14 protein-coding genes are annotated in these 13,421 nt (G+C 69.5%); 3 read left to right on the top strand and 11 right to left on the bottom strand.

Annotated features, from left to right (window positions below; all coding sequences use genetic code 11):
* Positions 1-10 precede the first annotated feature (10 nt).
* The 11 genes from lepB to NYZ98_RS35080 form a co-directional block, all read right to left on the bottom strand.
* Entirely contained in the window at positions 11-829 is an 819-nt protein-coding gene (gene lepB / locus NYZ98_RS35130) for a signal peptidase I (protein ID WP_262848421.1), read from the bottom strand.
* Positions 830-1,039: 210 nt separating this feature from the next.
* A complete protein-coding gene (gene rplS / locus NYZ98_RS35125; protein WP_262848419.1) occupies positions 1,040-1,405 on the bottom strand; it encodes a 50S ribosomal protein L19 in 366 nt (121 codons plus the stop codon).
* Positions 1,406-1,568: 163 nt separating this feature from the next.
* Positions 1,569-2,354: a tRNA (guanosine(37)-N1)-methyltransferase TrmD gene (trmD, locus tag NYZ98_RS35120; RefSeq protein ID WP_262848417.1), complete on the bottom strand. Its 786-nt coding sequence runs from the start codon at positions 2,352-2,354 to the stop codon at positions 1,569-1,571.
* Positions 2,355-2,385: 31 nt separating this feature from the next.
* Positions 2,386-2,901 (bottom strand): ribosome maturation factor RimM, encoded by a 516-nt coding sequence (rimM, locus tag NYZ98_RS35115; RefSeq protein WP_262848415.1) that lies wholly within the window; start codon positions 2,899-2,901, stop codon positions 2,386-2,388.
* Positions 2,902-3,166: 265 nt separating this feature from the next.
* Positions 3,167-3,409: an RNA-binding protein gene (locus tag NYZ98_RS35110; RefSeq protein ID WP_203991432.1), complete on the bottom strand. Its 243-nt coding sequence runs from the start codon at positions 3,407-3,409 to the stop codon at positions 3,167-3,169.
* A gap of 1 nt (position 3,410) precedes the next feature.
* Positions 3,411-3,875, bottom strand: a complete 465-nt coding sequence (rpsP, locus tag NYZ98_RS35105; RefSeq protein WP_262848411.1) for a 30S ribosomal protein S16 — start codon at positions 3,873-3,875, stop codon at positions 3,411-3,413.
* 280 nt (positions 3,876-4,155) lie between these two features.
* A complete protein-coding gene (gene ffh, locus NYZ98_RS35100; RefSeq protein ID WP_262848409.1) occupies positions 4,156-5,709 on the bottom strand; it encodes a signal recognition particle protein in 1,554 nt (517 codons plus the stop codon).
* Between the two features lie 123 nt (positions 5,710-5,832).
* Positions 5,833-6,393, bottom strand: coding sequence for a GTP-binding protein (locus NYZ98_RS35095; protein WP_262848407.1), 561 nt, complete (start codon positions 6,391-6,393; stop codon positions 5,833-5,835).
* A gap of 10 nt (positions 6,394-6,403) precedes the next feature.
* On the bottom strand, positions 6,404-6,787 hold the full coding sequence (locus NYZ98_RS35090) for a DUF742 domain-containing protein (protein WP_262848427.1): 384 nt from the start codon (positions 6,785-6,787) through the stop codon (positions 6,404-6,406).
* 5 nt (positions 6,788-6,792) lie between these two features.
* A complete protein-coding gene (locus tag NYZ98_RS35085) occupies positions 6,793-7,215 on the bottom strand; it encodes a roadblock/LC7 domain-containing protein (protein WP_262848405.1) in 423 nt (140 codons plus the stop codon).
* The gene (locus NYZ98_RS35080) at positions 7,212-10,262 is read right to left on the bottom strand and encodes a sensor histidine kinase (RefSeq protein ID WP_262848403.1); all 3,051 of its coding nucleotides are present in this window, start codon (positions 10,260-10,262) and stop codon (positions 7,212-7,214) included. The genes NYZ98_RS35085 and NYZ98_RS35080 overlap by 4 nt, the downstream gene beginning before the upstream one ends.
* Before the next feature lie 554 nt (positions 10,263-10,816).
* Between NYZ98_RS35080 and NYZ98_RS35075 the strand changes: the two genes are divergently transcribed.
* From NYZ98_RS35075 to NYZ98_RS35065, 3 genes are read left to right on the top strand one after another with little or no spacing between them, the layout of a single operon-like run.
* A complete protein-coding gene (locus NYZ98_RS35075) occupies positions 10,817-11,803 on the top strand; it encodes an ABC transporter substrate-binding protein (RefSeq protein ID WP_262848401.1) in 987 nt (328 codons plus the stop codon).
* Positions 11,800-12,573, top strand: a complete 774-nt coding sequence (locus NYZ98_RS35070) for an ABC transporter permease (RefSeq protein WP_262848399.1) — start codon at positions 11,800-11,802, stop codon at positions 12,571-12,573. The genes NYZ98_RS35075 and NYZ98_RS35070 overlap by 4 nt, the downstream gene beginning before the upstream one ends.
* Positions 12,570-13,421 carry an ABC transporter permease gene (locus NYZ98_RS35065; RefSeq protein WP_262848397.1) on the top strand — a complete coding sequence of 284 codons (852 nt, stop codon included), beginning with the start codon at positions 12,570-12,572 and terminating at the stop codon, positions 13,419-13,421. Before NYZ98_RS35070 ends, NYZ98_RS35065 begins: the two co-directional genes overlap by 4 nt.

The following is a 13,421-nucleotide window of genomic DNA, read 5'->3' as shown; positions in this document are numbered from 1 at the left end:
AGGGGGTGGGTTAAGGGGAGCGGCGGTGGGGGGTGGGGAGGAGGCGGCGGCGGAGGGCTAGGAGGGGGAAGGCGGCGGCGAAGCCCAGGAGGAGGGGGGCGGCTTCGCCTGCCAGGGCGGTGGCCTTGAGTTCGGCCTGGTTGAAGGTGTCCGGGATGGACAGCGTCGTCGCGCGGGCGAAGGGCCACACGATGACGAACGCGCGTCCGACGACCTTGTCCTTGGGGATCGCCCCGCCGCCGGGGTCGCCCTGGTGGGAGCGGGAGTCGAGGGACACCGAGCGGTGGTCGCCCATGACCCACAGGCGGTCCTTCTCGACCTTGATCTCGAAGAACTTCTGGGACGGCTGGTCATCGGGGTACAGGTACGACTTCTCGTCGAGCGGCGTGCCGTTGACCGTGACCCGGCCCCTGGCGTCGCAGCACTTGACGGTGTCCCCCGGGACGCCGATGACGCGCTTGATGTAGTCCTTCTCGCCGGGCACCACGCCGAAGGCCGTGCCGACCCAGCGGAAGAAGCCCGCGACGGGGTTGGCCGGCTCGGGGACCTCGACCTCGCTGGCCCAGGAGTCGACTCCCGAGAACACCACGATGTCGCCGCGCTCGATATCGCGCGTGTGGTAGACGAGCTTGTTGACGAGCACCCTGTCGTTGACGAGCAGGGTGTTCTCCATGGATTCCGACGGAATGTAGAACGCCTGGATCACGAAGCTCTTGATGATGAGCGCCAGAACCAGCGCGACCACCACCAGAACCGGTAGCTCGCGCCAGAAGGAGCCTTTTTTCTCCTTGCCGTTCTTGGCTGTCGGCTTGGTGTCTTCCGCGACCACGTCTACCTCGTCCTCGACGGGGCGGCGCGGCCCGCCGGCCCCTGGCCATAGCTAGTCATCGCTGTCGAGCCTAAATGATGTGCGGTCCGAGGCGGGTCGCCGACTCGGCATCGCATTCAAGAAACTCCGCGACCTGGGCAGATGGGCCGGCATCTGATCCAGCAAAATGGCCCGCATCCCTCGCGGGTGCGGGCCACGTGTGCTGCGAGCCTACTTGCCGGTGGGCAGGGCGTCGCGCTTCTCGCGAATTCGGGCGGCCTTGCCGCGCAGGTCGCGCATGTAGTAGAGCTTCGCGCGGCGGACGTCGCCGCGGGTCACGAGCTCGATCTTCTCGATGACCGGGCTGTGCACCGGGAAGGTCCGCTCGACGCCGACGCCGTAGCTCACCTTGCGCACGGTGAAGGTCTCGCGGGAGCCACCACCCTGGCGGCGCAGCACGAAGCCCTTGAAGACCTGGATACGGGACCGGTTGCCTTCGACGACGCGGACGTGAACCTCGAGCGTGTCGCCGGGGCGGAAGCTCGGGACGTCAGTGCGTACGGAGGCCTTCTCAAGCTCCTGGATCAGCGTGTGCATGACAGCGGTCCCTCATTTGAAGCGAGCACCCGGAGGTCCGCCCGGCCAGGCATGGAAGCATGGCGACGAGGAAGACACGAGCGCTGGGCTGAATACGTCTCGGATACCGGGCCGGTCTGCCCCGGTCGGCCACGCCGACCGCAGCGCAGTCGGCAGCAGCGATTCAGTCTGCCATATCTTCCGGCGGGAAGCGAAACGAAGCCTCGTCGAGGACCTGGCGATCACGTTTGTCAAGGGTCCCGGGGTCGAGGCGCGCGGCCAGTTCGGGCCGGTTGGCGACGGTGCGGCGGAGCGCCTGGTCCCTGCGCCAGCGGGCGATCGCCCCGTGGTTGCCGGAGAGCAGGATCGGCGGCACCTCGTGGCCGCGCCACACGGGCGGCTTGGTGTAGACGGGGCCTTCCAGGAGGCCCGCCATGGCCCCGGGGGCGAAGGAGTCGTCGGTCACCGAGCCGGCGTTGCCGAGCACGCCGGGCAGCAGCCGCGCGACGGCCTCGACCATGACCAGCACGGCGGCCTCCCCGCCCGCGAGGACGTAGTCGCCGATGCTGACCTCGTCGAGGCGCAGCCGGTCGCCGTACTCGGCCATGACCCGGGAGTCGATGCCCTCGTAGCGGGCGGGCGCGAACAGCAGCCACGGCTCGGCGGCGTACGCGAGGGCCACCTCCTGGGTGAACGGCCGCCCGCTCGGTGTCGGCACGACCAGGCGCGGCGGCTCGGGCGCGGAGCCGGCGACGGCGTCGATGGCCTCGCTCCACGGCTCCGGCTTCATCACCATGCCGGGCCCCCCGCCGTAGGGGGTGTCGTCCACGGTGCGGTGCACGTCGTGGGTCCAGTCGCGGAGCTGGTGCAGCCGGACGTCCAGCAGCCCCCTCTGCCGCGCCTTGCCGATCAGCGAGACGTCGAGCGGGGCGAAGTACTCAGGGAAGATCGAGATGATGTCGACGCGCATGGTCACCGGTCCGCGGCCCGCCATTCCATGATCAGGCCATCTCGTCGGGGTCGAGCAGGCCGGGCGGGGCGTCCACGACGACGCGCTTGGCGTCCAGGTCGATCTCGGGGACCAGGGTCCGCACGAACGGGACCAGGACCTGGCCACCCGCCCGCCGGATCACCAGCAGGTCCTGGCCGTGGTGCAGGACGTCGACGATCTCTCCGACGCCGGTGCCGTCGGTGGTGACGACCGACATGCCGATGAGCTGGTGGTCGTGGAACTCGTCGGGGTCGTCGGAGGGCGGCAGGTCCGCGGAGTCGATCACGAGCATGGTGCCGCGGAGCTCCTCGGCCCCCTCACGGCTGGTGACGCCCGCGAAGTGCAGCAGCAGGATGGCCTTGTGCCAGTGCATGTTCTCGATCACGAGCGGGCCGGCACTCGCGGGGTCGGTGGCCAGGGAGGCGCCGATGGCGAAGCGCGACTCGGGGTCGTCGGTGCGCACCTCGACGGTCACCTCGCCACGGATGCCGTGCGGGCGGCCGATGCGGCCGACAACGAGCTGCACGTCACCACTCCTTAGAAGAGATAGAGAAGATATAGATCGGAAGCACCACACGTCAGAAACGTCAAGGAGAGCCCGGCACCCCACGGAGCCCCTGCGCGGCAACAGAGTGGTGACCGGCATGGCATCACGCGAAAGCCCGAAAAGCCGGACAGCCCAAAGCCCGAAGCCCGTGAGCAGGGCCAGAACGCCGTCTCGGACCGCGACAGGGGACCGCCCGGCGTGCGGGGGTCCCCTGTCCAGAGGATCGGTGACCTCTGAGGTCTCGTTATCGGGCCTCGTTCAGGTCGAGCAGGTCGACCCGGACGTACTTGCCGTCGGCGAGGGCGTTCATGACGGTGCGAAGCGCCTTCGCCGTGCGGCCACCGCGACCGATGACCTTGCCGAGGTCCTCGGGATGGACCCGGACCTCGAGGACGCGCCCGCTGCGGATGCGGCGGGCACGAACCAGAACGTCGTCAGGATGCTCGACGATGCCCTTGACCAGATGCTCGAGGGCTTCCTCAAGCACCTCAGGCCTCGCCTTCCGGCTTCTCCTCCGCGGCCGGCTCGGCCGGGGTCGCGGGGGTCTCGTCAGCCTTCACGGTCTTCTTGGGCCTGCGCTGCGTGGTGGCGCTGGCGCTTCCGGCGTCGCCCGCGAGCGACTCCTTCGCGGCGGCCTCGTAGATCGCGTGACGGTCGGGCTTGGGCTCGGCCACGAGCAGAGGCGGCGGAGCGGCCTCGCCCTTGAACTTCTGCCAGTCACCGGTGAGCTTGAAGAGCTTCATGACCGGGTCGGTCGGCTGCGCGCCGACTCCCAGCCAGTACTGCGCCCGCTCGGAGTTCACCTGGATGAACGACGGGTTCTCCTTGGGGTGGTAGAGGCCGATCTCCTCGATCGCACGGCCGTCACGCTTGGTGCGGCTGTCGGCCACCACGATGCGGTACTGCGGGTTGCGGATCATGCCGAGCCGCTTGAGCTTGATCTTGACTGCCACGGGTGTGGTCTCTCCTGCAATCGAAGCGTGGGTGAGCGGGCGTCTCGCCGAGTGGGGCACGACGGGATGACCGCCCGAGGGACAAGCCGTGACTCGCGGGGGTGAGAGGGCACCCACGGTCACGGTGTTCCAACATGTCATTGTGCCAGATGATTGGGCGCCTGTCCGAATCGACGCCCGATCGGCGCCACCGGAGTGCCTCCGACCGGCTCAGAGACCCAAAGCCAGACCCGATAACCGCCGGAACGCTCCCGGCCGGACCCGAGAAAAAGCCCGAAGGCTACTTCTGGCCGGGCAGCCGGAGCTTGGAGGGGTCGAAGCCCGGAGGGAGCTCCAGCCCCGGAGGAAGCTGACCGCCCAGACCGCCGAGACCCCCGAGGCCCGGGGGCAGCTGGGGCGCGTCGCCGTCGCCGGCCGCCGCCTTGCCCAGCGCGGCCTTGCGCGGGTCGCCGGAGACCCGGCGGCCCTTCTTGGCCTTCTTCTGCGCGGCCTTGCCGCCCTTGCGGCTCCCGGGCATCCCGGGGATGCCCATGCCGCCCGCGACCTGCTTCATCATCTTCTGCGCGTCGAAGAAGCGGGTCACGAGGCTGCTGACCTCGGTCACGGTGACGCCCGAGCCCCGGGCGATGCGCGCGCGCCGCGAGCCGTTGATCATCTTCGGCTCTTGGCGTTCGGCGGGGGTCATCGACCGGATGATGGCGGCGACCCGGTCGAGGTCGCGCTCGTCGACCTGGTTGAGCTGCTCGCGCATCTGCCCCATGCCGGGCATCATGCCGAGCAGGTTCTTGAGCGGGCCCATCTTGCGGACCATCATCATCTGTTCGAGGAAGTCGTCGAGCGTGAAGTTCTCGCCGGAGGCGAGCTTGCCCGCCATCTTGGCGGCGTCGGCCTCGTCGAAGGTGCGCTGCGCCTGCTCGATCAGGGTGAGGATGTCGCCCATGTCGAGGATGCGGGACGCCATGCGGTCGGGGTGGAAGGCGTCGAAGTCCTCGAGCTTCTCACCGGTCGAGGCGAACATGATCGGGCGGCCGGTGATGTGGCGCACCGAGAGGGCGGCGCCGCCGCGGGCGTCGCCGTCGAGCTTGGTGAGCACGACCCCGTCGAAGCCCACGCCGTCCATGAAGGCCTGGGCGGTGGTGACGGCGTCCTGGCCGATCATGGCGTCGACGACGAACAGGACCTCGTCGGGGCTGACGGCGTCGCGGATGTCCGCGGCCTGCCGCATCAGCTCCTGGTCGATGCCGAGGCGGCCGGCGGTGTCGATGATGACGATGTCGTGCTGCTGGCGCCTGGCGTGGTCGATGGACTCGCGCGCCACCTTGACGGGGTCGCCGACGCCGTTGCCCGGCTCGGGGGCGTGCACGGCGACCTGGGCGCGCTGCCCGACGACCTGGAGCTGCTGGACGGCGTTGGGCCGCTGCAGGTCGGCGGCCACCAGGAGCGGGGCGTGCCCCTGCTCGCGCAGCCACCGGGCGAGCTTGCCGGCCAGGGTGGTCTTTCCCGCGCCCTGGAGGCCGGCGAGCATGATGACGGTGGGCGGGGTCTTGGCGAACCTCAGCCGCCGGGTCTCCCCGCCCAGGATCCGCACCAGCTCGTCATTGACGATCTTGACGACCTGCTGGGCCGGGTTGAGCGCCTGGGAGACCTCCGCGCCCCGGGCGCGTTCCTTGACATGGGAAACGAACTCCTTGACGACCGGCAGCGCGACGTCGGCCTCGAGAAGCGCGATGCGGATCTCTCGGCAGGTCGCGTCGATGTCGGCGTCGGACAGCCTCCCTTTGGACTTGAGGGAGGAGAAGACCGATGTCAGCCGGTCGGAAAGCGTCTCGAACACGTGATTGGCCAGCCTCTGCGCTACGGATCGTCCGGGGAATGCGTCTGGGACTCGACCTCCCAGCCTATCCGCTCCGCGGGCCGGTCACGCGTTTCGAGCGGTGGGCCGGGAGGTCCGGTGCCGTCAGCTCCTCCAGCCGGGTACCGACACCCGCATGGTGAGCGCGTGCTCGACCAGCGCGATCAGCGTGCTCTTGACCGAGTCGCGCTGCCGGGCGTCGGTACGGACGATCGGGATGTGCGGGCCCAGGGTGAGGGCGTCGCGCACCTCCTCGTCCTGGTGGGGGTGCATGCCGTCCCATCCGTTGAGCCCGATGACGAACGGCAGCTTCGCCTCCTCGAAGTAGTCGACGGCGGGGAAGCTGTCGGCGAGGCGCCGTGTGTCGACCAGGACGACCGCCCCGATCGCGCCACGGACCAGGTCGTCCCACATGAACCAGAAGCGGTGCTGCCCCGGGGTGCCGAACAGGTAGAGGATCAGCTCGCTGTCCAGCGACACGCGTCCGAAGTCCATGGCCACCGTCGTGGTGGTCTTGCGCGGGATGAGGCCCAGGTCGTCGATGCCGGCGCTGGCGTCGGTCATGACCGCCTCGGTGGTGAGGGGGACGATCTCCGACACCGCCCCCACGAAGGTCGTCTTGCCCACGCCGAACCCACCCGCGACGACGATCTTCGTCGAGGTCAACCCGCCGCGGCTAGAGCCTGCGAAGTCCACTGAGAACCCTTTCGAGCAAGTTGAGATCCGGCTTCCCGGCGTCGAGTTGCGGCTGGTGCAACTGGATCAGGCCTTCCGCGGCCATGTCCGAGATGAGCACCCGGGCGACGCCGAGCGGGACCCGCAGGAGCGCGGAGATCTCGGCGACGGAGCGTACCTGGCGGCAGAGCGTGTTGATCGCCTGGTACTCCGGGATGAGGCCGGAAATATCTTGGTAAGCCGGAATCGTGGAGTGAACCAACGTCTCCATGGCCAGATGCGTCCGTGGTGCCGAGCGCCCTCCGGTGACCGTGAAAGGCCGGACCGGGGACGACGGCTCCTGTTGGTAACGCCGTAATCCGTCCTCCCAGCCCGGACCGCCCATGGAGGTCACCGCGGTGACGACGCCTGAAGCTCGGCGCGCACGGCCGGGGTCAGGACCTGACCTGCGCGCTCGACCATCAGCGTCATCTGGTACGCCACCAGACCCATGTCACAGTCAGGGGCGGCCAGCACGGCCAGGCAGGAGCCGTCGCTGATCGACATGATCAGCAGCAGGCCGCGCTGCATCTCCACCACGGTCTGCGTGACCGCTCCACCCTCGAACACCCGGGACGCACCCTGGGTCAGGCTGATCAGACCCGCGGCCACCGCCGCGAGCTGGTCGGCCCGGTCCTTGGGGAACCCCTCCGAGAAGGCCAGAGGCAACCCGTCGGAGGACACCACCACCGTGTGCGCCACCCCCGGTACGCCCCGGACGAAGTCGGTGATCAGCCAGTTGACTCCGCGGGCGGCTTGGCTCAGCTCTCTCACTTGTCCTCCTTGTCGCCCTGAATGCGCCGAAGCTCGGCGTTATACGCCACTTCGTCCTCGCTCAGCTCGCCCCGCGCGACGGCCCGGCCCTGCCGGATGCCCTGCTGGAAGCTCGACAGGCGGCTACGCGCCCGGTCGGGCGACAGAGCCGGCATGGCGGGCATGGGTGAGGCGACGGGCTCGGGTGTGCCCGCCGTTCCCGGCACCAGGTTCGCCTTGGGCACCCGCTTGGGCAGGCCCGCGGCGGTGGTCCCGTCCCGGACCGGCTCGGCGACGACGGCCGCCGCCTGCCATCCGGCGTCCGCGGGGATCTCCTGCCATCCCGGCGCGGCCTTCTCCTTGTCGGCCTCGCGGTCGGCGCGCCGGAACCATGCCGACTCGACGGCCGCGAAGATCGGCAGGAACTCGTCCTCCTGCTCCATGGGAGAGCTGCGGACGGCGGGCAGCGGGCCGGTGACGGCGTCCAGGTCCGAGGACTCGTACCTGCGCGGGCGCATGCGGACCGGCAGTTCGCCGTCGCCGTTCCTGTTCGGGGGGCCGGTGGGCGGCCCCGCGTAGGCGGACGGTCCGGTGGGCGGGCCGCCGAAACTTCCCGGGCCGCCCTGCGAGCCGCCGTAGGTGCTCGGGCCCGTCGGCGGGCCGAACAGGCTCTGGCCGCCGGTGGGCGGGCCGTTGTGGCCGCCCGTGGGGGGACCCCCGTAACCGTCGGAACCAGGGCCGCCGTAACCGCCGGCGCCGGTGGGCGGGCCGTTGTAGCCGCCCCCCGCTCCCGCCGGCGGGCCGCCGTAGCCGCCCGAGCCGGTGGGGGGTCCGCCGAACCCGCCCGAGGCCGGGCCGTAGAAGCCGCCCGTTCCCGGGGCAGGGGTGCCGAAGCCGCCCGAGGGCGGGCCGCCGAAGCCGCCGCCGGGAGCGCCGAGCCCGCCGCCGGTGGTCGGGCCGAGCGGCCCGCCGTTGGCGGCGCCGAACGCTCCCTGGTCGGCGTACGAGTTCCCGAACAGGGCCGGGCCGGCCTGGTAGTCGAACCCGCCGGCCGGTGCGGCCGAGGCGAACAGGCTCTGGCCGGCCGGTTGGGGCGCGCCCGACCAGGCGGCGGCGGCCGCTCCGGTGCCGGCGAACGCCTGCCCGGCCGCGGGGGCTCCCCCGCCCGGGTGGGCGGGCATGCCCATGAGCGACTCGGGGAGCAGGACCATCGCGGTCAGGCCGCCGGCGTCGTGCCGCCGGAGCTGCACGCGGATGCCGTTTCGCAGGGCGAGCCGGCCGACCACGAACAGGCCCATGCGTCGGGACACCGAGACGTCCACGACCGGCGGGTTGGCGAGGCGCCAGTTGGTCTGGGCGAGCTCCTCGTCGGTCATGCCGATGCCGGCGTCGGTGATGGAGATCATCACGCCGCCGCCGTCGATGCGGTTGCCCGAGACGGTGACCCTGGTCTCGCGCGGGGAGAAGGAGATCGCGTTCTCCACCAGCTCGGCCAGCAGGTGGATGACGTCGTTGACGGCCTGGCCGACGATGGAGACGCCGGTGGGGACCTGCATGGCCACCCGCTCGTAGTTCTCCACCTCCGACAGCGAGGCGCGGGTGACGTCCAGCAGCGGGACGGGCTGGCTCCAGCGTCGCGCGGGCTCCTGCCCGGCGAGGACCAGGAGGTTCTCACTGTTGCGGCGCATGCGGGTCGCGAGGTGGTCCAGGCGGAAGAGGTCTCCCAGCCGCCCGTCGTCCTGCTCGCCCTGCTCCAGACCGTCGATCAGGGTGATCTGCCGCTCCACCAGCGTCTGCGTCCGGCGCGAGAGGTTGACGAACATGGCGCTGACGTTGCTTCGCAGCTGCGCCTCGTCGCTCGCCAGGCGGATCGCCTCGCGGTGGACCTCGTCGAACGCCCGCGCCACTTCCCCGACCTCGTCGGTCGAGGCCACGCCGATGGGCCGTACCTCAGGAGCGCCCGCGTTGCCTTCCGACTCCCGGAGCTTCTGCACCATCTCCGGCAGCCGGCGGCCCGCGATCTCCAGCGCCTCGCGGCGGAGCTGGCGCAGCGGTGCGACCAGGGAGCGGGCCATGACGGTGGTGATCAGCAGGACCAGGATGATCAGGAGCGCGACGACGCCGATGTTGACGGCGGCCTGGCTCTGGTCGGCGCGGGCCAGTTCGCCGGCCCGCTCCACGATGCCCCGGCCCATCGTCCGCTGGGCGTCGTGCATGCGGTTGAGGCCGTCGTTGGCGGCCTCGAACCAGTAGTCGTCCTGGTTGCGGCCGTCCCCGAGCCCGCGTAGCGCCACGCCTTCGTCGGTCAGGCTCAGCACGCGCTGGACCGTGCCCGCGGCGCGGTCGATGAGCTGGCTACTGACGGTGTCGAAGTAGGCCTGCCGTTCGGCGGGGGTGGCCCTGAACAGGAAGGCGCTGAACTCGCTGGCCTGCTGGGACCTGGCGGCGTTGAACGCCTCCAGGCCGGGCTTGTCGAAGCGGCCGGCGACCAGGGCGATCGCCACGAAGCCGCGCTGCCGGGAGGACTGTTCCGCGGCCCTGGTCAGCGAGGCGAGGGCCGATGCGCTGGCGTCCAGGGACTCGTCGGAACTGCCGCGCGCCGTCTCGTCGAACACGGCCAGAAGGTCGTCGATGACGAGGTTGTACTTCTCCAGGGACGGGAGCGACGGGAGCTGGGACTTCCCGATGGTGTCCCGCAGCGCCTTGAGCTCGGACAGGCGGCCGAGCACGCGGCTGAACTCCTGGCGCCCGATCTCTCCGAGCGCGGGCTCGACGTCGGGCCTGCGGTCGCGCACGAGCTGGGCGGCGGAGTCGACGGCGTTCTGCTGCTCGGTGATGAGCGTCTTGGCGTTGCTCCCCCGGCGGCCGTTGGCGACGAACCTCGCGGATAGGTCCCGCTCCAGGTCGAGCTGATGGACCAGGTCGCCCAGGTTGGTGACGAACTCGGCCACCGTCCGGACGCGTTCATATTCTGTGGCGCTCTGGATCGAGGTGGCCACGCGGAGGCCGCCGAGCAGTACGGCCACCAGGGTGGGCACCAGGATGAGCGCGATGAGACGGGTACGCACCCGCCAGTTGCGCAGAGCCCACGACCTTCTGGGTGCGTTACCGGGGCCGGTTGGCGCGCCCGGGTCCGAAGGCGGTTGGGCTGCTTCAGGCTCGGTACGGCGACCGCTCTCGATTGTTGCTGTCCTCACTGGTCGCAACCTCTCGCCAGCTGGTCTGCTTTTGGGGGGAAAGCCACGTGGATGTGTGACACGTGGCAAGTCAAGGGGCAATTGGAGCATAAGCCTACGAGGTCGACCAATACCTATGGGCATTTAGAACGGTCCAATCCATTATTGAATCCCGTTCTAGCAGGGTTAGCGGGTCCGTGCGAGATCACAGTGACGGAAGAGGCTACGTAGGGTCACCATCCGCGTCAGTGTGCTTTTAAAGCGTTCCAGACGTACATATCGGACATATTGCCCTTAAGCGGACTTTTTTACGAGTTTCGTGACAAAGGGCACTTATTTATGTAAGGTCCGATCTTCCTCCGCTAGGCTTCACGCTCGCCGTGCCCACAGGCTCTTCCCCAGGAGCGGGCAGGCCCTCTTCCCCCACAACTAACAAGGACACCTCAATGAGAAGCCTTAGGGGTCGTACCTTCATCGTCGGCGTAGTTGCCATACTGGCACTCACAGCATGCGGGAACTCGAACGGGAGTTCTACCGCATCTGGCGACGGAAAGGCTCTAGAGAAGACGACCATCAGCGTCGGAGTCCTCGCCATCGCCGACGTCGCCGCACTCTACATCGCCGACCAGCAAGGGTTCTTCAAGGCGGAGGGGCTCACGGTTCAGCCGAAGATCCTCCAGAGCACCGCGGTCACCCTCCCCCAGCTCATGGGCGGCCAGCTGGACTTCGCCCTGGCCAACTACTTCTCCGTCCTGTCCGCCACGGAGAACAAGGCGGGAAGCTTCCGCTTCGTGGCCGACACCTACGAGGCCAAGAACGACGTCTTCAGCATCATGGTCACGAAGGACTCCAAGATCCAGACGGTCAAGGATCTTGAGGGCAAGAAGATATCGGTCGCCGCGCCGAACAGCATCGGCACCCTGGCGGTCGGCTCCACCCTGAAGGTCGCCGGGCTCGACCCGAACAAGGGCGTCCAGTTCGTCCCCATGCCGTTCCCCAACGCCCCCGCGGCGCTGAAGAGCGGCCAGGTCGACGCGGCCTGGCTGACCGAGCCCTTCCTGACCAACGTCCAGAAGGAGTTCGGCGCCCGCAAGATCGCTGACACGATGACCGGGGCCATGGCGGACTTCCCGATCGCCGGCTGGGCGGCCACCGAAAGCTGGACCAAGAAGTACCCGAACACGACGGCCGCCTTCCAGCGCGCCATCCTCAAGGGCCAGCAGGCCGCGGCGGCCGACCGCAAGGCCGTCGAGAAGGTGCTGCCGAGCTACACCCACATCACCCCCGACGTGGCGGCGGTCATCAACCTCGGCGCCTACCCGACCTCGCTGAACGCCCAGCGCATCCAGCGCGTGGCCGACCTGATGGTCGAGTACGGGTACCTGAAGGCCAAGATGGACGTCAAGCCTCTTCTGGTCCCGCTTCCTCAATGATCAGTGCCAGAGTGGCCCGCGGCGCCGCCGGCGTCGCGGGCCTGCTGATCGCAGGCGAGCTGGCGGGGATCACCGGCCTGATCGACCCCGACCTGCTGCCTCGGATGTCGACGGTGCTCTCGGGCGCGGTGAGCCTGGCCACCGACGGCGACTTCCTCCTCGACGTCCAGGGAACGCTCCTGGTCTGGGGGCTCGGCCTGCTCATCGCCGTCCTGATCGCGGTCCCCCTCGGTGTGCTGCTCGGCAGCATGCCCCGCACCGAGCGCGCGGTGCGCCCGCTGATCGAGTTCATGCGCCCCGTCCCCTCCGTGGTGCTGATCCCGCTGGTCACCCTGCTCATCCCCTCCGACCACGGCGTCAAGGTGACGGTCATCGTCTTCGCCGCGTCGTGGCCCATCCTGATCAACACCATGTACGGGCTCAAGGACGTCGACCCGGTGGCCAAGGACACCCTCCGCAGCTTCGGCTTCGGCGACCTGTCCATCCTCGGGCGCGTCTCGCTCCCGAGCGCCGCCCCCTTCATGCTGACCGGCGTGCGGCTGGCCACCTCCATCGCCCTTGTGGTCGCGCTCAGCGCGGAACTGCTGGCCGGCGGCTCGGACGGCATCGGCGCCTACATGATCCGGGCGGGGGCGGGCTCGCGCACCGACCTCGTGCTCGCCGCCACCATCTGGACGGGCGTCCTCGGCTTGCTGGCCAACTCGCTGCTCCTGAGCGTGCAGCGCAGGGCCTTCCGCTGGCACACCGTGAAGTCGGGGGGCGGCTCGTGACCACGACGACCTCGCGTGCCGGCCGGCACGCCGCCGAAAGCGGCACCGAGGGTGGCCGTCGCGGCCTTCTCGGGGTACTGGAACAGATGTGGCTGATCCCCCTCGTGCTCGTCGCCTGGGAACTCGGCGCCCGGCAGGGCGACTCGATCTACTTCCCCCCGCCGACGACCATCGTGACCCACATGTACGAGCTGTGGTTCTCCGGCCCGGCCTCCCACCTCTTCCTCACCGAGGAGGCGGTGGACAACCTGCCGCCCAGCGTGGGACGCCTGCTCGCCGGGTGGGCCATCGCGGGCGTCATCGGCGTCGGGCTCGGCATCGCGCTGGGACGTTCCAAGGCGCTGTCGGGCTACATCGACCCGATCCTGGAGTTCGCCAGGGCCATCCCGCCGCCCGCGCTCATCCCCCTGTTCATCGTCTTGTTCAAGCTCGGCACGCAGATGCAGCTCGCGACGATCGTCTACGGCGTGATCTGGCCCATCCTGGTCAACACCGTGGACGGCGCGCGTCACGTGGACCGCGTGCACGCCGACACCGCGCAGGTCTTCGGGCTGGGGCGCAGGCAGCGGCTGTTCCGCATCATCCTCCCGGCGGCCGCACCCAAGATCTTCGCCGGGCTCCGGCTGAGCCTCTCCCTCGCGGTGATCCTGATGGTCGTCTCCGAGCTCGTCGGCGCCACGGACGGGCTCGGGTACCTGATCCTTTTCAAGCAGCAGAGCTTCGACCTGGCCGGGATGTGGGGCGCCATGGTGCTGCTCAGCATCCTCGGCTTCGTGTTGAACGCGTCGTTCCTGTTCGTTGAGCGGCGCGTCCTTTCCTGGCACCGGCGAGCCCAGCAGACAACCTGA

Origin of the sequence: Sphaerisporangium corydalis (assembly GCF_025506355.1) — a bacterium.
GTDB lineage: Bacteria > Actinomycetota > Actinomycetes > Streptosporangiales > Streptosporangiaceae > Sphaerisporangium > Sphaerisporangium corydalis.
This window is presented reverse-complemented; position numbering and strand designations above follow the sequence as displayed.

Excerpts from the sequence above, each read along its gene's own strand:
- rplS (WP_262848419.1), bottom strand. The coding sequence starts at position 1,405 with ATGCACACGCTGATCCAGGAGCTTGAGAAGGCCTCCGTACGCACTGAC.
- trmD (WP_262848417.1), bottom strand. The coding sequence starts at position 2,354 with ATGCGCGTCGACATCATCTCGATCTTCCCTGAGTACTTCGCCCCGCTC.
- NYZ98_RS35090 (WP_262848427.1), bottom strand. The coding sequence starts at position 6,787 with ATGGGCGGTCCGGGCTGGGAGGACGGATTACGGCGTTACCAACAGGAG.
- NYZ98_RS35075 (WP_262848401.1), top strand. The coding sequence starts at position 10,817 with ATGAGAAGCCTTAGGGGTCGTACCTTCATCGTCGGCGTAGTTGCCATA.
- NYZ98_RS35070 (WP_262848399.1), top strand. The coding sequence starts at position 11,800 with ATGATCAGTGCCAGAGTGGCCCGCGGCGCCGCCGGCGTCGCGGGCCTG.